Source organism: Acidicapsa ligni, from assembly GCF_025685655.1.
Taxonomy (GTDB): domain Bacteria; phylum Acidobacteriota; class Terriglobia; order Terriglobales; family Acidobacteriaceae; genus Acidicapsa; species Acidicapsa ligni.
In genome coordinates this window covers 830,803-852,990 of the sequence record NZ_JAGSYG010000002.1, presented here as the reverse complement: position 1 = coordinate 852,990, position 22,188 = coordinate 830,803, and the positions used below count along the sequence as shown (strand labels likewise).

At 56.2% G+C, this 22,188-nt stretch carries 19 protein-coding genes; 10 read left to right on the top strand and 9 right to left on the bottom strand.

The features are described 5' to 3' along the window. Positions 1-5 precede the first annotated feature (5 nt). Entirely contained in the window at positions 6-482 is a 477-nt protein-coding gene (locus OHL19_RS09910) for a nucleoside deaminase (protein ID WP_263357497.1), read from the bottom strand. Positions 483-639: 157 nt separating this feature from the next. Between OHL19_RS09910 and OHL19_RS09905 the strand changes: the two genes are divergently transcribed. Further along, positions 640-1,998, top strand: coding sequence for an amidase (locus OHL19_RS09905; RefSeq protein ID WP_263357496.1), 1,359 nt, complete (start codon positions 640-642; stop codon positions 1,996-1,998). Positions 1,999-2,123: 125 nt separating this feature from the next. Beyond that, complete coding sequence (locus OHL19_RS09900) at positions 2,124-3,119, top strand: ABC transporter substrate-binding protein (RefSeq protein ID WP_263357494.1); 996 nt, start codon at positions 2,124-2,126, stop codon at positions 3,117-3,119. A gap of 20 nt (positions 3,120-3,139) precedes the next feature. Here OHL19_RS09900 and OHL19_RS09895 read toward each other — a convergent pair whose 3' ends face one another. From OHL19_RS09895 to OHL19_RS09885, 3 genes are read right to left on the bottom strand one after another with little or no spacing between them, the layout of a single operon-like run. After that, a complete protein-coding gene (locus tag OHL19_RS09895; protein ID WP_263357493.1) occupies positions 3,140-4,852 on the bottom strand; it encodes a hypothetical protein in 1,713 nt (570 codons plus the stop codon). A 40-nt stretch (positions 4,853-4,892) separates the two neighbouring features. Next, positions 4,893-5,534 carry a YdcF family protein gene (locus OHL19_RS09890; RefSeq protein ID WP_263357492.1) on the bottom strand — a complete coding sequence of 214 codons (642 nt, stop codon included), beginning with the start codon at positions 5,532-5,534 and terminating at the stop codon, positions 4,893-4,895. After that, complete coding sequence (locus tag OHL19_RS09885) at positions 5,535-6,179, bottom strand: L-threonylcarbamoyladenylate synthase (RefSeq protein ID WP_263357491.1); 645 nt, start codon at positions 6,177-6,179, stop codon at positions 5,535-5,537. Positions 6,180-6,484: 305 nt separating this feature from the next. Here OHL19_RS09885 and OHL19_RS09880 point away from each other — a divergent pair, with 305 nt between their 5' ends. Continuing rightward, entirely contained in the window at positions 6,485-7,288 is an 804-nt protein-coding gene (locus OHL19_RS09880) for a TrmH family RNA methyltransferase (protein ID WP_263357490.1), read from the top strand. A 44-nt stretch (positions 7,289-7,332) separates the two neighbouring features. Continuing rightward, positions 7,333-8,685 (top strand): replication-associated recombination protein A, encoded by a 1,353-nt coding sequence (locus OHL19_RS09875; protein WP_263357649.1) that lies wholly within the window; start codon positions 7,333-7,335, stop codon positions 8,683-8,685. A 33-nt stretch (positions 8,686-8,718) separates the two neighbouring features. Here OHL19_RS09875 and OHL19_RS09870 read toward each other — a convergent pair whose 3' ends face one another. Beyond that, positions 8,719-10,290, bottom strand: coding sequence for a VWA domain-containing protein (locus OHL19_RS09870; RefSeq protein ID WP_263357489.1), 1,572 nt, complete (start codon positions 10,288-10,290; stop codon positions 8,719-8,721). A 265-nt stretch (positions 10,291-10,555) separates the two neighbouring features. Here OHL19_RS09870 and OHL19_RS09865 point away from each other — a divergent pair, with 265 nt between their 5' ends. Continuing rightward, the gene (locus OHL19_RS09865; protein WP_263357487.1) at positions 10,556-11,680 is read left to right on the top strand and encodes a Gfo/Idh/MocA family protein; all 1,125 of its coding nucleotides are present in this window, start codon (positions 10,556-10,558) and stop codon (positions 11,678-11,680) included. A 103-nt stretch (positions 11,681-11,783) separates the two neighbouring features. Here the strand turns inward: OHL19_RS09865 and OHL19_RS09860 are convergent, their stop codons facing one another. The 3 genes from OHL19_RS09860 to OHL19_RS09850 all read right to left on the bottom strand — a co-directional run bounded on the left by OHL19_RS09860 (position 11,784) and on the right by OHL19_RS09850 (position 15,911). Next, positions 11,784-13,598 carry a capsule assembly Wzi family protein gene (locus OHL19_RS09860; protein ID WP_263357486.1) on the bottom strand — a complete coding sequence of 605 codons (1,815 nt, stop codon included), beginning with the start codon at positions 13,596-13,598 and terminating at the stop codon, positions 11,784-11,786. Between the two features lie 92 nt (positions 13,599-13,690). After that, positions 13,691-14,680 carry an alpha-ketoacid dehydrogenase subunit beta gene (locus OHL19_RS09855; RefSeq protein WP_263357485.1) on the bottom strand — a complete coding sequence of 330 codons (990 nt, stop codon included), beginning with the start codon at positions 14,678-14,680 and terminating at the stop codon, positions 13,691-13,693. A 154-nt stretch (positions 14,681-14,834) separates the two neighbouring features. Next, a complete protein-coding gene (locus tag OHL19_RS09850; RefSeq protein WP_263357484.1) occupies positions 14,835-15,911 on the bottom strand; it encodes a thiamine pyrophosphate-dependent dehydrogenase E1 component subunit alpha in 1,077 nt (358 codons plus the stop codon). A 499-nt stretch (positions 15,912-16,410) separates the two neighbouring features. Here OHL19_RS09850 and OHL19_RS09845 point away from each other — a divergent pair, with 499 nt between their 5' ends. Continuing rightward, positions 16,411-17,262, top strand: a complete 852-nt coding sequence (locus OHL19_RS09845; RefSeq protein ID WP_263357483.1) for a VanZ family protein — start codon at positions 16,411-16,413, stop codon at positions 17,260-17,262. On the opposite strand, the gene argJ is transcribed toward OHL19_RS09845, so the two are convergent. After that, the gene (gene argJ, locus OHL19_RS09840; protein ID WP_263357482.1) at positions 17,161-18,384 is read right to left on the bottom strand and encodes a bifunctional glutamate N-acetyltransferase/amino-acid acetyltransferase ArgJ; all 1,224 of its coding nucleotides are present in this window, start codon (positions 18,382-18,384) and stop codon (positions 17,161-17,163) included. The two genes, OHL19_RS09845 and argJ, sit on opposite strands and share 102 nt — an antisense overlap. A 117-nt stretch (positions 18,385-18,501) precedes the next feature. Between argJ and OHL19_RS09835 the strand changes: the two genes are divergently transcribed. From OHL19_RS09835 to OHL19_RS09820, 4 genes are all read left to right on the top strand, one after another. Then, a complete protein-coding gene (locus tag OHL19_RS09835; protein ID WP_317890560.1) occupies positions 18,502-19,329 on the top strand; it encodes an ABC transporter ATP-binding protein in 828 nt (275 codons plus the stop codon). A 194-nt stretch (positions 19,330-19,523) separates the two neighbouring features. Further along, complete coding sequence (locus OHL19_RS09830; RefSeq protein WP_263357481.1) at positions 19,524-20,963, top strand: porin; 1,440 nt, start codon at positions 19,524-19,526, stop codon at positions 20,961-20,963. 258 nt (positions 20,964-21,221) lie between these two features. After that, the gene (locus OHL19_RS09825; RefSeq protein WP_263357479.1) at positions 21,222-21,479 is read left to right on the top strand and encodes a DUF2442 domain-containing protein; all 258 of its coding nucleotides are present in this window, start codon (positions 21,222-21,224) and stop codon (positions 21,477-21,479) included. A 144-nt stretch (positions 21,480-21,623) separates the two neighbouring features. Further along, a complete protein-coding gene (locus tag OHL19_RS09820; protein WP_263357477.1) occupies positions 21,624-22,091 on the top strand; it encodes a hypothetical protein in 468 nt (155 codons plus the stop codon). Positions 22,092-22,188: the final 97 nt, after the last annotated feature.

Here is a 22,188-nt window from a genome sequence, read left to right as displayed (position 1 = left end):
GTCTCCTATTTGCGTTTTCGCGTAGACCATAAACGAAAAGCCCGCAGCATATTTGGATGGGTGAACAGGGCATAGCATTGCTCGCGAAGCACCGGGCCCTCCACTTTGCATTGCATATCGCTGCGTCCAACAATCTCAATCGCGGGAATATGAATCTGCCCGCAGTGACGGCTGGCGTCCGCAATTGTCGCGCCGTAAACGACACGATCCAGGCCAGCCCATAGCGCGGTGCTCATACACATCGGGCAGGGCTCGCACGTGGTGTAAAGCGTATAACCCGCCAGGGAGATGTTCTTGAGCCGCTTGGTAGCCAGGCGAATCGCCCGTACCTCGGCGTGAGAACTCGGATCGAACTCACGAGCTACGGCATTCAACGCGCGCAGTAGAACTTCTCCAGTACGCGTATGCACAATCGAAGAGCCAAACGGCACCGGGCGTTCTGTCTCCAGCGAGCGCGCGGTAAACGCAACGAGCGAAGCCATGGACTGTTCATCGAAAGCAGATAGCGAAGCGCCGTTGCGCCGGCGGGATACTGCTGTACTGACACCCATACTCGAAATTAGCATGGAAGGCCACAAATTCAATCAAGCAAATTTCGAGTTAGTACAACAATCGATTTCGACTTATTACAATGCGAGCATGGGCCTGAAACAAAATTTCGTTCGTTCCTTGCGTGCAACTCTGGCTTCAGCGGCTAACCCCAGTGCAGAGATACAGGCAAACACGCAATCGTCCTTGGCCCTCTCCAACGGCAATCCCAGCCACAATACCTATCTATGGCAAGATGCAGCGTGGACGCTGAAAGAAACGGATCGTATTTCCAGCGCCGCGTACGCTGAGCATGGCATGTGCGCTAAGCCTGGTCTATTCGGCGATGCAAGACCCAGCCTCTGGGGCGTTCCTATCTCGGTCAAGGATTGCTTCGATCTCGCAGGCTCTCCCACAACTTGTGGCACTAACTTTTATCGCGAACTGCATGGCATCGCTACGCATGATTCCTGGCTCGTAGAGCAATTGCGTTCCGCTGGCGCAATCATTATCGGCAAGACACACCTGCATCCGCTCGCCTACGGAATCACAGGCGAGAATGCAGAGTTCGGCGACTGCCTGCAACCCGGCGACGCAGGCGCGCTCACCGGCGGCTCCTCCAGCGGCGCGGCTGCCAGCGTAATGGAAGGATCAGCGTTGGCCTCCATCGGCACCGATACAGGCGGCTCCGTGCGTGTGCCCTCGGCTCTGTGTGGGCTCGCTGGCTATCGCGCTTCGCTGGGGCGCGGAGACTGGCGTGGTGCTGCTCATCTCGCCCAATCTTTCGACACACTGGGCTGGCTTTTTCATGATCTTGAAGATGGCCCACTGCTCGGCTCCATCTTTGGTTCGACCGACGCCAGCAAGCTGACACTCCCGAAAAACTTTGCGGTCATCAGTAACTCTTTCCTTCACGATTGCGAAGCCGCTGTTGTTGCCAGCCTCAAAGCAACCACTCGAGAATTGGAAGAACTAGGGCTGACTGCAACAACGGTTGACATTGACTGGTGGAGCGACTCGCTCGAAATCTTTGCCGCGATTCAAGCATCCGAAGCAGCAACGATTCATCGTGGGAACTACGCTGCATTCATGCCTTCCATCCGCGAGCGCCTGCAATGGGGCGCAAGCCTCGGCGACCAGGATATAGCTGCCCTGCGAATGCGCCACGCGGCCTTTCGCGATCGCATGGACGCATTACTCGCCAAACATGAATTGCTGCTGATGCCCGCCGCACCCGTCACACGGCTCGTCGCCGGTGCGGATCATAGTCAGACGCGCACACGTCTGCTGCGTTACACCACGCCCGCCAGCTTATCGGGAATGCCTACAGTTACAGTTCCCTGTTTTGCCTCTGGACACGACACTGCAAAAGTAAAAGCGGGTGGCGTGCAACTCGTCGCCGCGCATGAGGACGATGCAAGGCTGTTGACCGTCGCAGCACAACTCGGAGCGCGGCGAGCCGCAATTTGATTTTTAAATTTATGCTCCATCTACAAAGTCTCGCGTGGTAACGTCTGGAGACAAGCGGCAGATTTCTAAACGCCAACCAGGCCTTGATAGAACTCATGCTGATGCGACTTATGAAGGAGCGGCGGATGAAGCAAAACTTTTTGCGATGGTCCAGCACACTTGCTGCAACAATGGCGGCATCTTTGGCCCTGCTTACCGGCTGCCACAATAACAATGCTCCTGCAAACAACAGCGGCTTGATCCCGGTGCGCCTGCAGGCCGACTGGTATCCACAGCCCGAGCAGGGTGGCTATTTCACCGCAGTGGCCAAGGGCTATTACCAGGCCGAGGGGCTCGATGTAACCATACTTCCGTTAGGCCAGTACACCAGCGGATTGCAGGTGGTATCAAGTGGTGGCGCAGAGTTTGGCCTTGGAGCCAGTGACCAGATTCTCGAAGCTGTATCGAACGGCCTGCCGCTCATGGCCATCGGTGCAACCATGCAACACGATCCGCAGGCAGTGATGGTGCATAAGAACTCACTTGTTCGCGATTTCGCCGGACTCGAAGGCCACACCGTCGCAGCCCAGCCCGGCGCGACCTGGTTCAAATTCATCGTGAGCAAATACCATCTGAAAGATGTTCGCGAAACGCCTGCCACACACTCCATCGCAAACTTTCTGCAGGACCCCAATTACATCCAACAGATCTTCGTCACCAGCGAACCGTACTTCGTCGGCAAAGCAGGCGGCGATTTTCGCACCATGCTCATCAGTGGCGCGGGCTATGATCCTTATCGCGTCTTCTTCACGCGAAACGATTATCTTGCGCAACATCCCGATGTCGTCGCTAAATTCGTACGCGCATCCATAAAGGGATGGCAGGAGTACATGCGCGACCCCGCACCTGCCAACGCGCTCATCCTCAAAATGAATCCTGCACAAAATCCGGAACAGATGCAGTACACCATACAGGCGCTCAAGGATGGCAGTTTCATCACAGGCGCAGATCCATCCGGCTCCGAAATCGGCAAGATGAACGCCGCTCGGTGGGCAGCAACCAATACGCAACTCACGCAGCTCGGCGTGATCAGGAAGCAGATCGATCCAACAACGGCGTACACATTGAAGTATGTGCAATAGCCTGGTTACAGGCTACTGCGCTAATAACGCCAGCTGGTGAGGTCCGCCCCGGCAGGCGCAGTTTTCGCAATGCGATCCAGTATCTTCGGCAGATACATCGTGTTGTAATGCAGGCGCGAAAGATAGTTAGGCAGCGCAGGATCGCCGTTCCAGCAATGCTCTGCACGGGATCCATACGCAACCTCACCCTCGTATGGAGGATTCGTTGTGCTCTTGAGAAAATCCTCCATGCGATAAACCGCGTCATTCAAAAAGTACGTGTCATCACTGCCGACATAGAGGTGAATCTTGCCTCGCAGTTGTGGTCCAAGCGTCTCCCAATCCCGCGCCAGAATCGCGTCCAGATCGTAGTGATCATGCCAATACGCAGCTACTTTGTGATCGATTTCCCCCGTCTCTTTATTGAAGATTTGCAGCGGATAACCATCTGATCCTTCCGGCGAATAAACAGCCTGCCAGATATCGAACTGTTCTCCCGATCTGCCATGATCGCCCAACGCAAGTTCATACGCATTGTTATCCCGCGTCGTTGAAGTCGTATGTCCGAGATAGTCCCGCATCGATGGCTGCAACACGCGTTTATGCGCGCCCTCGATATAAAACGCGTTCTTGTCGTTATAGAGATCGATATTCGTGAACGCATGAAAATCCACTGGGTCAGGGCAGGCTACAAAAGCTCCGTTGTAATGCGTCGGATAAAAAACCTGCACCGCCAGCGACTCCCATCCGCCCGTCGACCCTCCATATAAAAATCGCGCCCAACCCTGCCCGATGCCGTGAAACTGCTTCTCAAGAGCAGGCATCAACTCAGACTCAATCGCATCTCCATACGGTCCGAGATTAGCCGAGTTCACTGCGTACGAATCATCGTAGTAAGGATTGGCATGTTGAATCTTGATCACCAGAAAGCGTGGATATCTGGCGCTGATCCATTGCTGATATGTCTTGTACGCTTCTTCCTGTTGAATGCGGTTATAGCCCGCAATATGAAAGCGCTCACTATAATCCGGCTTCAGATTTGAGTCTGGCGGAGTCGTTCTGAGATCTCCAAATTCATCCGCGAAATGATCTTCAAACACCATCTCCGGAAAACGCGCATTCGGATGCTCATCAAACCCTTCGGGCACCAGCACAATCGCTGAGAGAAACATCGGACGTCCCCAGAACTTCGTCAGCAACGCGCTCTGAATCTTGATATGGCGAATGTACTTTGTATCTTTCGCTTCAGGGATCGGTGGAATCTCTTCCGTGAGTGACAACGCTATCGGCGTACCGCCCGGCTTGATCGTAATCTTTTGCGGCTTGCTGTAAAGATTGCCGGGAGTGAGGTTCCAATGCTGCCCCTCACCCCGATCCATGTGTAGCTTCACCGTCGATCCATCCGAACGATGAAATGTCTCATAAAGATTCAGCACCGCCTGCACTGTATATTCGCCCGCAGGCACATCCTTCAGGCTACGCACCGGATAACCAAATGCACCCGCATCGATAGTCGCCGAAGCTCCCGGGGCAAGCCCATCCACATTCACTCCAAAGATCATCTGCGTCTGCGGAGTATCGTCGATCTGCATACGCGGTTCCGCTGAAGGATCAGACGAAAGCACCAAAAGCAGTCGCCCATCGAGCGGCTTTGCGCTGCGATCCCGGGGAATACTTACAGTGAAGGATTGCGCGAAGACAGGAAGAGACGCTGCAGCAAAAATCAATGCCATCAAGATGCGGAGAGGTTTCATAGCGTGCAGGGTATCATTCCCGCGCTCTTATCCAAATGCTTTAATCCAGATGCATGCGCCAGACCGAGTACGTCACGATCTCATGCCAGACCTGTTGCCATTCCGACGAACTGCCCACCGCTGCCACCTGCGGCCTCGGCGAAGTCATCACCGGCAAACCAGCGGCGGCGCATATCTCGCGAATACGAAACAGGTGCGTAGGATCGCTGACAATCACGATGCGATGATAGCCATTGGTTCGCGCAATCACCACGATGCGCCGAGCCTGCTCTTCCGTCGAACGACTCTGCGTCTCGGCGATGATAGCTTTCTCCGGCACTCCGTTGGCCATCAGATACGCCTGACCAACCTGCCCCTCGGAGAACTTGTCTCCCGGAGCACTGCCGCCCAGCGTGAGAATGACAGGCGCGATGTGATGCTCATAAAGAGCCAGCGCATGATCCAATCGTGCCTTCAACACAGGCGAAGGACGCCCATCGTACTCTGCCGCGCCAAACACGCAGATTATATCCGCCGGAGCAGCTTCATCTTCGTAAGCAAAGCGCTCGATCTGCACATAAACCCAGATGCACCAGCCCAGCGCTGTAAGCAGGGCAACAAGAAACAAAAATCCCAGCAGAAACCGAACCGCAGAAGCAGCCCAACCACCCCGGCGCTCAGTAGGTCTTACAGAATCGTTCATCTATCTTTGTAGTGCCATCACAATTTCGTGCGTGGGGATTGCGCCTTCGCGCAGGACATTCCAGTTTCCGTTACTGTCTGAAAGATCAACGATGGTAGTCGGCACAGCATGACCCGACGGTCCTCCATCGACGATCAGTGGAATACGGTCGCCAATCTGGTCGCGCACACATGCCGCATGTGAGCATTCACTCGCATTATGCAAATTGGCCGACGTCGCCGTAATCGGCAGCCCCAGGCAATCCACCACTGCCCGCGCAATAGCCGCATCCGGAACACGCAACGCCACGTTGCCCGTATTCGCAGTCGAGCGCAACGGCAGCTTGCTGCCCGCACGCACAATAATCGTCAGTGGCCCCGGCCAGAAACGCTCTGCCAGTTTGTCGAATCGGTCGTCGATATCGCGAGCCAATTCGTAGGCTTGGGCTACAGAGGAGATCAGCAGCGAAAGCGGCTTATGCTTCTGCCGCGACTTGATCTGATAAATCTGCTCCACAGCATACAGGTTCACCGGATCGACAGCCAGCCCGTAAAATGTATCCGTCGGCAGCGCCACAACGTCGCCCTTGCGAATGCAGGCGACGACATATTCAATACGATCGGGTTGTGGTTCGTCCGGATGGACGCGCAAAATCTCCGCGGACAAGTAGGTCTACCTCGGTTCCCTGAATTGGCGAAAATCAACTTGCATACACTGGCGTTCCCGGCCGCTGGAACCCTGACATCAGGCGACACCGTTGCCTCGAATTCGGCTCCAATGTCTGTGCTGTTCTCGGTACTATACCCGGTTACTATACCCTGTTGCCACATGCCGCCAATATATCCCGTCAGAGCCTTGAAAGCTGATCGCTTTTGCCCGGATAGGTTTCGCGCGGCATCTGCGCAAACAAGCGGTTGGACGCCTTAAATCAAAAGGCTACAATCGCCTAGGTACTGACAAACACCCTGCATATGGCTATTCGTATTGTACAGAGCAAGCAGAACACCCGCGTAAAGGAACTGCGCTCAGCACTCCTGCGCCCCGCACGAACCGATGCGGAAGCAGTCGCAATCGAAGGCGTCAACCTGCTCGCGGAAGCAATTCGCAGCAACATCGCTATCGAAACAATCTTCATCGCCCAGGGCCACGAAGCCTTGTTGGACGAACTGGAAATCGCAGGCTCCATCGAGATCCTCGCACTGCCCGCTGAAGTCCTCGCCTCCGCCGTCTCCACCGAAACACCCCAGCCCATCGCAGCCCTCGTCCGCCGCCCCACCTGGAACTGGCAACAGTTGCTCACCCCGCGCGCGCTCCTCATCGTCCTCGCCGGAGTGCAGGACCCCGGCAACCTCGGCACCATCCTGCGCTCCGCCGAAGCCTTCGGAGCAACCGGCGCGATCAGCCTGCCCGGAACCGTCAGCCATTGGAACGCAAAAGCCGTTCGTGCCTCCGCCGGCAGCGTCTTCCGCTTGCCTTTATTGACGGCGCCTCTAGGCGAATACCTGGCGAAAATGCGACAATCAAATGTGCAGACTTTCGCCGCAATGGCCCACCAGGCAACACCGCTCGACCAGGCCGACCTCACCGGCCCGATAGCATTTCTCATCGGCTCCGAAGGCAACGGCCTGTCCGCCGAGATCGCCGCTGAAGCGGATGCCCGCATCACGATTCCCTGCCCCGGCCCGGTCGAAAGCCTCAACGCAGCCGTCGCCGCCAGCATCCTGCTCTACGAAGCAGCCCGCCAGCGGAATCTACAGCATCGAATCAAAGTATGAAGCGAATCAAAGCATGAAGCATGAAGATGGACAAGCTAGATAAAATGGACCTCTTCGACCAGCCATCCACGCCGCAATCCGAAGCGCGCCGCATCCGCAACGCTCCGCTCGCCGAACGCATGCGCCCTCGCAATCTCTCCGAGTACGCCGGGCAGGAACATCTCATCGGCCCCGGCAAGCCCCTGCGCGTTCAAATCGAGCACGACGACCCCGCCTCCATGATCTTCTGGGGACCACCCGGCGTCGGCAAGACCAGCCTCGCCAAGATCATCGCCGAAACCACCCAGGCCAGCTTCCTCGAATTCTCCGCCGTCCTCTCCGGCATCAAGGAGATCAAGCAGGTTATGGCTGCCAGTGAGCAAGCCTCGCAGATGGGCTCGCGGACCATCCTCTTCGTCGACGAAATCCATCGCTTCAACAAGGCCCAGCAGGACGCATTTCTGCCCTACGTCGAGCGCGGCACCATCCGCCTCATCGGTGCCACCACTGAGAATCCGTCGTTTGAAGTCATCTCCGCGCTGCTCTCCCGCTGCCGCGTCTATGTGCTCAAAGCTCTCACTGAAGAGCAGATCATCGGCCTCCTGCGCAGCGCCCTCGCAGACCGCGAACGCGGCCTCGGCAACCTCGAACTCACCGCCGATGAAGACGCCCTCGAAATGCTCGCAGGCTACTCCAGCGGAGACTGCCGCAATGCCTACAACGCCCTCGAAATCTCCGCGCAGCTGGCCGCCGACCGCGCTCCTCAGAGAAAGCACGGCCACATCAATCGCGCCATCGCCGAAGAAGCTCTCCAACAGCGCGTCCTCATCTATGACAAGTCCGGCGAAGAACACTACAACCTCATCTCCGCCCTGCATAAGAGCGTTCGCAACAGCGACCCCGACGCCGCGCTCTACTGGCTCGGACGCATGTTTGCTTCCGGCGAAGACCCCATGTACCTCGCCCGCCGCGTGATCCGCATGGCGGTTGAAGATATCGGACTCGCGGCTCCCGAGGCACTCAATCTCTGCCTGAGCGCACGGCAAACAATGGAGTTTCTCGGCTCCCCGGAAGGAGATCTGGCCCTCGCCGAGGCAGTCGTCTATCTCGCGATGGCCCCCAAATCCAACTCCGTATACGTGGCCTACGCAGCCGTGCAGCAGGACATCCAAGCCACTCGCCAAGAGCCAGTTCCGCTGCATCTCCGCAACGCTCCAACCAAGCTGATGAAAGAGTTGGATTACGGCAAAGGCTACCGCTACGCGCATGATGAAGAAGGCAAAGTAGCCGACATGGATTGCCTGCCTCCATCGTTAACGGGCCGCCGCTACTTCGAACCCACGCAGGAAGGCCGCGAGAAGCAGTTAGCGCAACGCCTCGAAGAGTTACGCCGCATTCGCCAGGCCAAGCGCAAATAAAAACTCCGCGTCGGCCTTATGCAAACGTAATCTTCACATAGCCCCAGGCCGCTGCAAACTTAACTTAGGCTGAGGCGTCGGCATTGCAGGCGCGGCATCGATGCTCTTGCGATCTATTTCCGTCGCGCCGATTCGCCCTCCATCTTCCGTTCCAATCGCAACACGAACCGTCTGCGTCTTCCGCGGAACCCTAAGCGAAATCGTCAGATGCCGCTCCTGGTTGTCCAGCCGGGCTCTGTCCTGCGTAGCCATCGTCAGCGTGAGTTCTTCCATTCTCCACGCAAGAATGTCTTTGTTCTTTGACAAACTCGCGGCCGCCAAAATCAGCCTTGCCGTGCTCCGTCCATCCTCTGTCGTTTGCCAGTTAAAATTCCTCGAACCCAGCATCACCGTAAACTCTGCCGCTTGAGAATCAGGATGCCGCACGACATTCCCCATCCTTATATCGAGAGCCGCAAAAGGAATAATCGATCGAACCGCGCCGCTAAGATTCGAGATCAATTGCGCCCTCGGATCAGTCGGCGCATTCTCATCCGGTGCGAAGTAGCCAGCCTTGGTTACAACCCGCATGCTTGTATCGCGCAAAGCTACCCTGATCCGCCTGAACTTGCCATTCGATTCGCCATCATGCGGCTGATACGTCAGCGTGTAATACATGGAGCCTAGCTCCTGTGACCGCTTCATTTCGTTATCCACATCGTTGCGGTTATAGAAGAGGCTGCCTCCCGTCTCATTGACGAACACACCAAAGTTGACATCGCCCGCAAACGGATCGTTGTTCCCGATAACCATTGCCGCATCCCCTGCGCTGATCGCCATATCCGAGCCATGCACAGGCAGACCCGGATAAATCACAAAGAGGCTCATCCGCGCATCGACCAGCATGTTAGTCGTGGTATGCACATAGCGGTTAACTTGGCTCACGACATCATAAGTCAGGTATCCGGTATTTAATCCGGGGCCACCATGCCCCACCCATACGATATTCTTGCGCCCCGGTATACCGTTGTTTTGCAGCGCAATCTGCTGCAATGCATCGATCGATTGATTAAATCTCTCCGCCCAGAATGCGCCGTTCATTTTCTTGTAAGGCAAGATCGCAGGTAGATGATTGAGCGCAAACAATAGATCGGATTTATTGCGCGTATAGCCCTGCAGCAGCTCAAGTGATTGATTGCCAATTACCATCAACTCCGCAGGCGAGGCCAACTGCTCCGGCTGTGAGGCGAGATACTTGCGCACCGAGTAGCGAATATAAGCAAAATCAGCAAAATCCGAATTCAACAGATCGAGCACAAAGATAGTCGCCGGTGCTTTGCCATCTGGATTATCGCCCGCATTCCCTATATGCGCATCAGGCGCTTCAAAAGAAAAAATCCGCTGCGGCTTTTTGTCCTCAGTAATCGTGAAGTCATCCTTGGTAAGCCCCTTCACCACCGGACGTCCCTTGCTATCCAACACCGTCACATCAAGAAAAACCAGGCTCGATGTAGCGCGAAAAGTCGGCACATCGACAGCCCCCGGTGTCCCTTGCGCCAGTAATTCAGGAACAGCAATGACACTCAATAAAAAAGCCGCGAACAACATCTCTCGAACGAATCCCATGGCAATCCTCGCAGCAAACGCGCTCTGTAAGACACCGATCAGACAAATACGCAGGACACATAAACGCCATTGAAGATGAATCACCCGTCATTCCATCGCGTCAGCTCATAACTCCAATACGTTCCTGCGAACCCGAAGGTTGCAGATCGAAAAAATGAATTTCCCAGACTCTTTCTTTCCTATCGCGACACACAGCGCTATACTCGGAGCGCAAGCTATGACGCCTTTAAGCAAACCAGGAAAAATCGATTTAGGAGCTACCCCGATGACACTGTCACGACGCGACTTCACCAGACTCGGCGCCCTCGGTCTCGCAGCGCAATTAGCACCTCAGCTCGCACCCCAGTTGCAGGCGCAAACTGCATCCCCTGCATCAGACCGCAAAATTGGCTACGCCATCATCGGCATCGGACGCATCGCCGACCACTTCATACGCGGCATCCAGGGAAGCCCCAACTCCAAAGTCACCGCCCTCGTCAGCGGCCATCCCGAGAAAGCTGCGCAGTATGCGGAAAAATACGGCGTGCCTAAATCATCCATCTATAACTACGAAAACATGGATGCCATCCGCGATAACAAGGCAGTCGATGCCGTCTATGTCGCTCTGCCCAATAGCATGCATGCCGAGTACACGATTCGCTGCGCCAAAGCCGGTAAAAACGTACTTTGCGAAAAGCCGATGGCCGTCACCGTGCCCGAAGCGGAGTCCATGATCGCAGCCTGCAAGGCAGCCAACGTCAAGCTCATGATCGCTTATCGTTGCCACTATGAACCCACCAATCTGCGCGCGGTCAAGCTCATCCGCGAAGGTGCGATCGGCGAAGTGCAGGCCATTCAAAGCGCGTTTGGTTTCAACTGCGGCCCTTCCGAGTGGCGGCTCAGCAAGGCCCTTGCAGGCGGCGGACCGCTCTTCGATGTAGGCATCTACTGCCTCAACGCCACCCGCTATCTCACCGGCGAAGAACCATCGAGCTTCTCCGCCTACGCCAACAAAAATCCAAACGATCCACGCTTCAAAGATGTAGAAGAAACCATCTCCTGGATCACGAAATTTCCATCAGGAATCCTCGCCAGTTGCATCACCACTTATGGCGCCGCAATGGATGGATACTTCCGCGTCCACGGCTCCAAAGGCTGGCTCGAAGTCAATCCCGCGTTCATCTACGAAGATCTGCGGCTCACAGCTCAATACACCGGCCCCGACGGCAAGACAGTCAAGCTCGACGAGCCCAACACAGAGAAAGATCCCATGCAGTTTCAGCGTGAAGCAGATCACTTCTCAGATTGCATCCTGCACAATCACGCACCACAAAGCCCCGGCGAAGAAGGCCTGCGCGACATGCAATACATTCGCGAAATCTATCGCACAGCAGGCATTCACATGAGCTAGTTGGCCAATAAAACAGGGGCATCGCCATACGATGCCCCTGCCGGTATAACACTTCAAAAAGCGCTTCCAATAGTTATCTATACTTGCAGCCAAAGATACAGAGTTAGAAGCTGGTCTTACGCTCCGGATACCACGTCAATTGAAATGTAGTCGTAGTCACCGTCTGCTTGCCTGGAAGATACAATCCACCAACCGGAGCCTTATAACCCTCATAGCTGAAGTTGGCATTCAGTTCCAGGTCACGTGCAAATCGCTTTACCACCTGCCCGCTGAAATCATTGATCGTCGTACCGCCGATGATGAAATCCTTCGCAGCCTTCTGTCCGCGCCAGCTAACCTGGACCCACTCATTACCGCTCAGATGCCACGTAGCCCACGCCTGGCCACCCTTGGCCTCGCGCCCCATCCAGTCGCCCATGATCTGGCCTGCATTGGTGTAGCCCTGCGGCTGCTCGCCCTCGTAGTAAGTGAATGCACCCTGCATGCTGCGCGAAGTAGACTGATCCGTCATGCCCGCTTCACCGCGAAGATCCAACTTGGGAAGCCCCGGCACATGCGACAAAAACAGTCCTGGACGAATCGCCGCACGACGTGGCGCCGAGATCGGCGAAACATCATCATGCGCATCGGAGTCCGTATAGAACGTAAGCCAGTTGCGCAGATACGGCAAACGGTACGTCATATCGAACGCCCCGAAACGCGCTCCCGGATCGTTCCGCGATTGCTTCTCCGCCGCCGTCACATTCTGCAAGCTGAAGAAGCTCTTCAGGAATGAGTGAATCGTGATCGGCACATGTCCCTTGCCACCCCAGATTACGCTGCGCTCAAAGCCAAATTCCAAATCCGGCGTCGGCTTGAAACTGATCTTCTCCACATGCATCCACGGATCGTTGTAGAACGTATGTCCCTTCAATGACCCCACCATGAAGTCATAGCGGAACGGCCCCGTCAGCCGCGAAAGCAGTGGGACATACAGCGGCTCTACGCGATTGATGCGGAACGAATAGATGTTCTCAGCATTGTTTGAATAAGCAAACGCGCCACCCTGCCCCGGTCCCATCCAGGCATCGCTCTTTCCAAATGAAATTTCATGTCCCACTAGATGCGCAGAGACATAACCTTCCATCAGCCGTGCATTGGTCTTGGTATCAATCGGCCCAAGAGGAATCGTCGCCTGAACAGGATTCGTCGCAACCGGAATCTCATCCCGCATCGAAAGGCTGTCAAACAGCGCCTGCGAGTATCCAGGCCCCGACGGCGCATATTGAAACTCGCCACGAAGATAAAGCGTGAACGGGCCAGCAGTCGCATATCCGCTGCCGCCCGAATAACTATTGAATCCACCTTCAATCGGACGACCGTAATCGTTGATTACCGTCTCGCCCAGGTGATAGCTATCATGCAGCGGAGTCCCTGAGATACCGCGAGCTACAGTGTAAGTCGACTCAAGACGAATCTGTCCGTGACGCTGAAAACAAGGCCCCGATGCATCGACATTCAGCTCATGCCATAAAGCATCATAGAGACCACGCGCCTCATCGGTAGCCGACGACTCAGGCGCATCTTCCAGCTTCGCCGAAGTATCCTCCAGCATATGAATAACGCTCAGCCGCGTCCACGGCCGCAGCCCCAGGAATGCAGTGTCCAGATACCCCAGAGAATAAAGCCGCAGCAGCGCAGGATACATCCAGCTATCCACGTTAATATATGGCGAGCCCATCACCGAAGCCCTGCAGGGAGCAACCGGCTCCCGCAAATCACTCGCATGAATCTGCCCACTCGCCGGAGCCTCAGCCAGCATCGGCACAGCCCCCAGTGACAAAACCAATCCAGCCGCTATCAAAACGCTGGAAACCACAGGAGAAGTCACGATAGAAGAAATCGCGAAGGCGTGTGACCTGCTACAGAAGATACTCATTCTCTAACTGTACTGAAGCGCACTCGGCAGGGTCAATGCGACAATGCCCTTCCAGACCGGAAGGGCATTGAGCAAAACGATACATCAAACAACTAGTAATTCAATAGCTTCGTCGCAGCTTCAACGATCTTATCCACCGAAGGCAGATAAAACTTCTCCAGCGGCGCCGAGAATGGAATCGCAGGCACATCAGGAGCAGTCAAGCGCACAATCGGAGCATCGAGGCAATCAAACGCCTGCTCCGCTGCAATCGCCGAGATCTCAGCGCCAATGCCCAGCGTGCGGTGATCTTCGTGCACGATCAGCATCTTGCCTGTCTTCGCGAGCGACTCAAGAAAAGTGTCCTTATCCAGAGGATTCAGAATACGCAGATCGACAACCTCAATCTCCGCGCCTGTCTCCGCATGAATCTTCTCCGCCGCCTGCAACGAAAGCTGCAACGTCCAGCCATAAGTCACAAGCGTCAGATCCTTACCTGGCCGGCGAATCGCAGCCTTGAACAAATCTGTGACGAAATCATCGCCATCAGGCAAATCTTCCTTGATCGAACGATAAAGCTTCTTATGCTCGAAGTAGATAACTGGATCGTCCTGACGAATAGCCGCCTTCAGCATGCCCTTTGCGTCCGCCACCGTGCCCGGAGCAACCACAATTAGGCCCGGCTCATGCGCAAACCAGGTCGTGTTGGTCTGCGAGTGATAGAGTCCGCCGCCCACACCGCCGCCATAGCAAACGCGCAACGTCAGCGGGCATGTCTGCGTACCGCCCGAGCGATAACGCAGCTTCGCAGCCTGCTGTGTCAACGCATCCATCGCAGGCGTAATGAAGTCGGAGAACTGAATCTCCGGCACCGGCTTCAAACCAGCCAGGGCCGCGCCAATAGAGGCCGAAACAATAACGCCCTCAGCCAGCGGTGAATCAATCACACGATCCGCGCCAAACTCTTCATACAGACCCTTGGTAGCCTTGAACACGCCACCCTCGACGCCAACATCCTCGCCGATAATGAACACGCGCTCATCGCGCCGCATCTCTTCCTGCAGCGCTTCCGTAATAGCGCTGATATATGTCACAAGTGCCATTGTTCTTCCAATCCAATCTCGACGTTAACTATCACTGTTTACCTTCGCGCTTTGAAAGGGCGCGGCCTCAACCGCGCCATCCATACGACAAAAGCAATTAGGCTTCAGCCCCAGAGGGAATACTCGGAAAAATAACCCTTCCGAATAATCCTGCTTAGTAACTCGGCGTATAAGTCTTCGGATTCAGCACGCGATCCCGAATATCAAACGAGAACACATGATCCAACGCCTCAATGCCCTCAGGCAACGCCGACTTGTCCGCAATCTCGATAGCCGCATCCAGCTCCTTGTTGAAGCCGTCGACAATCTCCTGCTTCCACTCCGGAGTAAAGAGCTTCTTGCCCGTCAGATACTTCTCCATATTGGCAATCGGATCCTTCGCCTTCCAGCGCTCAACCTCTTCCGGATCGCGATACTTCGCAGGATCGATCTCCGAGTGCCCATACCAGCGATACGTCTTGCACTCAATCAGCGTCGGACCCTGTCCACGCCGCGCCCGCGCAATCGCTTCCTGGGCCACGCGATAAACAGCAACCACATCGTTGCCATCCACCGTGATGCCTGGGAAACCGTATGCCTGCGCCTTCACGCTGATGTCCGGCACCTTCGTCTGGAACTGCAGATTCACTGACTCTGCCCACAGATTGTTCTGGCAGACAAACACGATCGGCAGATCATGCACACCGGCAAAGTTCAGCGCCTCATGCCAGAAGCCAAGCGAAGTAGAACCATCGCCCGAGAAAGCCACGGCGATGTTATCGTTCTTCTTCATCTTGTTCGCCAACGCAACGCCCGTAGCAATGTTCAACTGCGCCGCAATCGTCGAAGCAGGAGTAATCACATTCAGCGGCTGATATCCAAAGTGCGCTGGCGAAGAACGTCCCTTGTCCGGGCTGTTACCGCGCGCATAAAGATGGCAAAGCATCTTGTCCAGCGGCGCGCCCTTGATAAATCCAGTAATGAAGTCACGATGCGAAGGCCCGATCGTATCTTCCACGCGCAGATCGATAGCCATGCCTACTGCCGCAGCTTCCTGACCCACCGCAGCATAGTAGTTACCAGTGAACTTGCTCTGCTTGAACAGAACCCGTGCACGCTCTTCCAGAGTGCGGCACTTCAGCATCGTCGCATACAACTGTCGCAGCTTGTCATTGCTGATCAAGCTCGATCCATTTGCAGAACCATTCGTCGCCGCAGGCGTTTCGACTGGCTCTTTCACCTTGGTAGCCATAGTTTCCCTAACCTCAACTGTTCTGATTGTAGAAGCGATGAACTTTTGCAGTGTTCCAGACGGACCAAAGTTCGATTGCTAAACGGCCCAATACGCAGCCCGTTGAGTTCACGCTGTCCCGCAGAATTCCGCGAAAACTCCCACTCTCAATTTGCATGATCAGGGGCAGGATAGGCAACTCGCATTCTGGTACCAATGCCGTAATACGGTAAATGCCCGATTTTTGCTGTAGAACCGCGCGCCGCAGACCTCCTGAAATGTGCCCGACAGATCAGAAAAGCCGCTCGCCTGCAATATCTTCCATTTCGGTAAAAATTACATTGCCATGTGGATAATTCCTGAGATAGAAAATCTAAATAGAGATTAGATCGTAAATATATCAACGACTTACAGATTGGCCCGCTGCTTGCTTTACTCCTGGGGGAAGAACGTTAATTTCGATCAATCGATGCTCATAACGCTGCGAACTATCGATTGATCCTCAGGAGAATCGAACATCATGTCCACCGCTCCCATCATGTTCTCAAATTCCTACCAGTCCACAGAAACACGGTGGTCTACACTCTTTCAGGCCTGGCTCCCAGTCATGCTCTGCGCATGCGTCTTCGCCATCGAGTCCACAGCGACCTTCGGCACCGACCACACATCCGGCCCACTGCGCGCCATTTCGCAGGCTCTTACCGGAGAGACCTTTGCCCGTAACTGGAGCATCGTCCATCATGAGATTCGCAAGGCAGGCCACTTCAGTGGATACGGCATTCTCTCGCTCGTATGCTTTCGCGGTTTCTGGCTCACCCTGCGCAACACCGCCAGCAAATTCAAGCGCGGCCTTGCCAGTCATTGGCTCGCTATCTACGCAACTTTTCTAGTCGCCAGTGCCGATGAAATCCATCAGCACTTCTTTCTGCCGAACCGCACCGGCCTGTTCTCCGACGTGGTTCTGGACTCAACCGGCGCAATGATATTTCAAACCGCTCTGTTTCTGATCCTGGGGGCAGTAGCGCTGTACTCCATGTACGCATCCTCCGGCGCATCATCGGGACGCACGGCAGACAACACCACACGTCCCGAGAGCGCTGGACGCCCAATCAGCTTGTCCAGTCCAATCAATGCGCCTGGTTCTTCCAGCGCGCCCAGATTGCTCAGGTCGTCCCGCAGCATGTTCCTCATCTCGCAGGCAGGGCGCAAAGCAATGCGCCAGTTCTCAGCCGCCATGCATCCCGACGCGCGTCCCAGACAACTCCGCAAACTAAGTCGAGTAAGCAGTGTTGATGTTTACGTATCCCGTCGTAAGATCGGTCGTCCAAAATACGCATTGACCCGTGCCCTGTCGCAGATCAATGGTGATTGAGAACTCAGCCTGCTCCAGATAAGCATGCGCGGCGGCTTCATCGTACTCCGCCGCGCGCCCACCATCACGGCATATACGCAACTCGCCAAACCATATATCGATCTGTTCCGGCGCAATCTGCGCACCTGAATAACCAATCGCAGCCATCAGCCTGCCCCAGTTAGGATCAGCCCCGGCCCACGCCGTCTTCACCAGCGGCGAATGCGCAATGCTCTTGGCCACAACCACGGCATCAGCATCGCTCTTCGCTCCACGAATGCGCAGCTCGACAACATGGGTCACACCCTCGCCATCCGCAACCACCTGCCGCGCCAGCGAAGTAGCAACCTGGGTCAGCGTTGCTTGGAAATCCGCATTGCCCGCCTCAATCCGCACGCCACTCTGCCCCGAAGCCAGCAGCAATACCGTGTCATTCGTCGAAGTATCGCCATCGACCGAGATGCGATTGAAGCTGACCTCAACCGCGGCATTCAACATCGTCTGCAACACCTCAGGCTCAATCTCCGCATCCGTCAGCAGATACATCAGCATCGTCGCGTGAGGCACAAGCCGAGGATGAATCATCCCCGAGCCCTTGCCCACACCGGCAATGCGCACTTCCCTGCCATCGACCATCACTCGCGCAAACGCCGTCTTCTCCACTAAATCCGTAGTCAGAATCGCCCTTGCTACCTGCTGAAAATGATCCGACTCCGCGCCCAGCTCAGCCTTTATCGCAGGCAGCGCAGCAATCAGCTTATGCGCCGGCAGCGGCACTCCGATAACTCCCGTAGAAGAAGGAAAAACCTCTTCCGGCATGCAGCCAAACTCAGTCGCCGCAGCAGCGCACGTCGCATACGCAGCATCCAGTCCCGCCTGCCCCGCAGCGCAATTCGCATTGCCCGCATTGATCGCCACCACCCGCACCTTGCCGCCAGTAGCACGCAGATGCGCCTTATCCACCGTCAGCGGGGCGGCCGTGACCTTATTCGCCGTAAACAACGCAGCAGCACTCACCGCCTCGCCCGTCGCGGATTCAGCCACAATCACCGAAAAATCCGTTCGTCCACTCGCCTTCAGTCCAGCTTTCACAGCCGCAAACCGAAACCCCGCCGGAATCAAAAAACCAGAAACATCACTCATCACGAAGTTCTATCCTCAATAAATCCGAATATCCAACTCAACGAATCCGGGTATCCCATGTCTCGCTCTTGAGATACGGGATTTCACCCAACCATCCCGTTTACTCTAACAAATGAGATGATGCCCGAAACCAAATCCGTCAGCGCGCACCCCTTCCTCAAGATGACCAACGTCAACGTAGCCCTTGGCGAAAGCATCGTCCTCCACGACATCAACCTCACCATCCATACCGGAGAACACGTAGCCATCCTCGGCGCCAACGGCTGCGGCAAATCCACCCTCATTCGCACCATGACTTGCGAACTCTACCCCATCGTCGTCCCCGGCATGGAAGTCAGCATCTTCGGCCGCCCTCGCTGGGATCTCACCCAGCTCCGCCAGCACTTCGGAGTAGTCTCCGCCGACCTGCCCTTCAAGCACTCCGACCAGCGTACGCCCCTCACCAGCGGCCTCGATTGCGTCATCGCCGGATTCTTCTCCGCCAGCAGCCTCTGGCCCAACCTCATTGTCACCGAAGAAATGCGCCTCCGCGCCGCCGAAGCCATCGAGCGCGTCCAGGGCCGAGCCGGCTCAACCCACCTGGCCACCCAGCTCGTAGGAGAAATGTCCGCCGGAGAAAAGCGCCGCATCATGATCGCCCGCGCCCTCGTCCACCGCCCCAGCCAGCTCCTCCTCGACGAGCCATCGAACGCCCTCGATCTCGCCGCCCAGCGCAACCTCCGCGATACCATGCGCAGCCTCATGCATCAGGGCACAGGCCTCGTATTGGTCACTCACCACCTCGGCGACATCCCCCCGGAAATCGACCGCATCATCCTCATGCGCCAGGGCAGAATCCTGGACGACGGCCCCCGCGAAAAACTCCTGACCGCCCCCGTCCTATCCGACCTGCTAGGCACAAAAGTAAACATAGGCGAAGAAGAAGGCTGGCTCCACAGCTGGTAACCGTTGCGGTTGCCGTTGCCTTTTGCCGTTGCTGCTGTTAGCTGTTGCCCTTGCCTTTGCATTTCTGGCTGTCATTCCCGCAGGGAATCTGCTGTTAGCCACCACCACACAGAAACCCATTAAATGAAAACTAACGCCTCCCTTACGGTTTTCAGACCTATACTCAGCCAAGGCCAGCAATAATGCCGCTCCGCATGCCTAAAATCCAATACATCAAGCACGTCTCGCACCTGCTCCCCTGCCTCTTCTTATTTTCATTGTTTTCAGCATCAGCCTCGACCCAGCAGCCACTCCCCGACGCCCCCAAACCCACCGCAGCGAACCCCAACTTCTTCGCCCGCTGGGCCAACTACTATCGCCAGGACTGGCACCCCACACCGCCAAATCCAACAGCCCCGGCAACACAGCCACCAGCCCGCCGCGGCCTCCCATCCCCACTCGATTCCCCACCCTTCCCCAACAGCGACTGGTCCTACGGCGGATCGCCCGTCCTCGGCGAACCCGACACCGCCAGCTATCCCCTATCCACCGCGATCAACAACGCCAGCAGCCGCACCAAGATCTACGGCTGGCTCGAACCCTCCGTCAACTACAGCTCCTCATCCCGCACCAACGCCCCCGAGGCCAACGACGTCTATGCCAATCGCCTCGAACTAAGCCAGGCCGTCCTCTACATCGAGCGCCTGCCTGACTCCGTCCAAACCGCCCACATCGACTGGGGATTCCACATCACCGCCCTTTACGGCGCCGACTACCGTTTCACCACCGCCAAAGGCTACTTCAGCCACCAGTGGCTCGACCTCCATCGCCAATATGGATTCGACCCCGCCCTCGAATATCTCGATATCTATCTGCCGAAGATCGGGCAGGGCACCGACATACGCATCGGCCGCTTCATCTCCATCCCCGGCGTCGAAGCCCAGCTCGCACCCAACAACTATCTCTTCAGCCACTCGCTCCTCTACTCCATCGACCCCTTCACCGACACCGGCATCCTGGCCACCACAAAGATCAACGATCAGTGGCTCGTTCAACTCGGGCTCACCGGCAGCCACGACGTAGCCATCTGGACCCGCGACGCCAAACCGTCCCTGACCGCCTGCGTCAGCTACACCACCCACTCGGTGAACGACAATCTCTACGTCTGCGCCAACGGAATCAACGACGCCAAATACGCCTTCAACAACATTCAGCAATACGACGCCACCTGGTATCACAAGTTCTCAAAGTCGCTCCACGCTGCCAGCGAAACCTGGTACATGTACGAGCGCGACGTGCCCCGCATCAACGGTCCCATCAAGCCCGAGGCCGGAGCCAACCCCGCCTTCTGCCTCGTCGGGGAACCGCGCTGCACCGCCCCCGAATACGCCGCCGACACCTCCCTGCAAAAGGAGCTATCGCCGCATAACTTCCTCGCCTTCCGCGCCGATTTTCTCAACGACAAAAAAGGCCAGCGCACCGGCTACGCCACACGCTACTCAGAGAACACAATCATGTGGGGCCACTGGATAGGCACCACCATCCAACTCCGCCCCGAACTCCGATACGAACACGCCTGGGACCAGCCAGCCTACGATCAAGGCCACCTCCACGGCCAACTGACTCTAGCCACAGACCTCATCTACCACTTCTAACTTGAACGACTATCTCGTCTATAGCAATTAGCCAGATGCCCCACATCTCAATTCTGAGATGTGGGCAGTTCACACCAGAACAGAATCCCAATAGACCAGCGCCCCAAGCCCTGGATAGGTGCGGGCTTCAGCCCGCACATGAAACACTCCAACTAACACTCCGCTTTGCTTATCAAAAATCTCGATCCAATCCAGCGAATCGATAAGCTACACTATGCGAAACCTATCCTGTGCTGGAAATCTTCGAGAAGAGTTGGAATGAATTCTTCCGTTAGCCCAACCCGAATCCACTTTGACGAAGATAGCTTCTGGGTAGACCTGAGCGACGGCCGCGTCCTGGGAGTGCCGCTGGCATGGTTTCCGCGCCTCCGGAACAGTACCCCCGAGCAGCGCGAGCAGGTAGTTCTCAGTCCCCGCGGCCTCCATTGGGAGGCTCTCGACGAGGACATATCCATCGACGGTCTCCTCGCCGGGCTCGGCGACCTGGCAAACCGCCGCAAGACCTTCGCCGCCTAACGATCGAGCACGATTTCAAAACCAAACCAGACAGACAATCCCCTTCCCGCAGTTGCATAGAATTACCGCGCAAACGCGCAAAATCGAAGCTGGAGATGCAATGAACCTCAGACCATCCCAGAAACCATCCCAGGAGCAACTTCGATGCCGGATACAACTCTCCCTGTCGGCTACCCAAAGATCAATTCCAGGACGACCCTCGACCAGCTCCTGCTTAAGGTAAGCCAGATTCCGCCTCCCGAGCCTCCCGACCTCACCGGTGCCGCAACCGATCCAACCACCGGCAACCCGGCAGTCACGCAATGCTGCAATGCCTACGGGAACGCCCTCGAAAAAGCCGCTACAAGCGGCGAACTGAAATTCGACGCAGTGCAACAAGCCGAAAAAGCCTACCGTCGAGCCTTGCCCGCACTTTCCGGAGCAGAAAACATTCGCGATTTCCTCGCCTGCATCGCTCACGGCATGCTCATCGGCGCTATCCGAATCGAGGACGGCACCCGCCTCACCTACGTAGCGCAGGTTGCCTACAACGCACGCCCCATCGAACCCAAAATCCGCCGCAATCTCCTCCAGGAACTCAAAACGGCCTCCAACGAAGAAACACCTACATAGCCCCCCTGGGGGTCAGGTTCTCCACCTGTTCGCCCCGGCCACTTGACTTCGCCCCACCCCCAGGATTAATTTCAACCTACACGGGAAAGGAGGATGA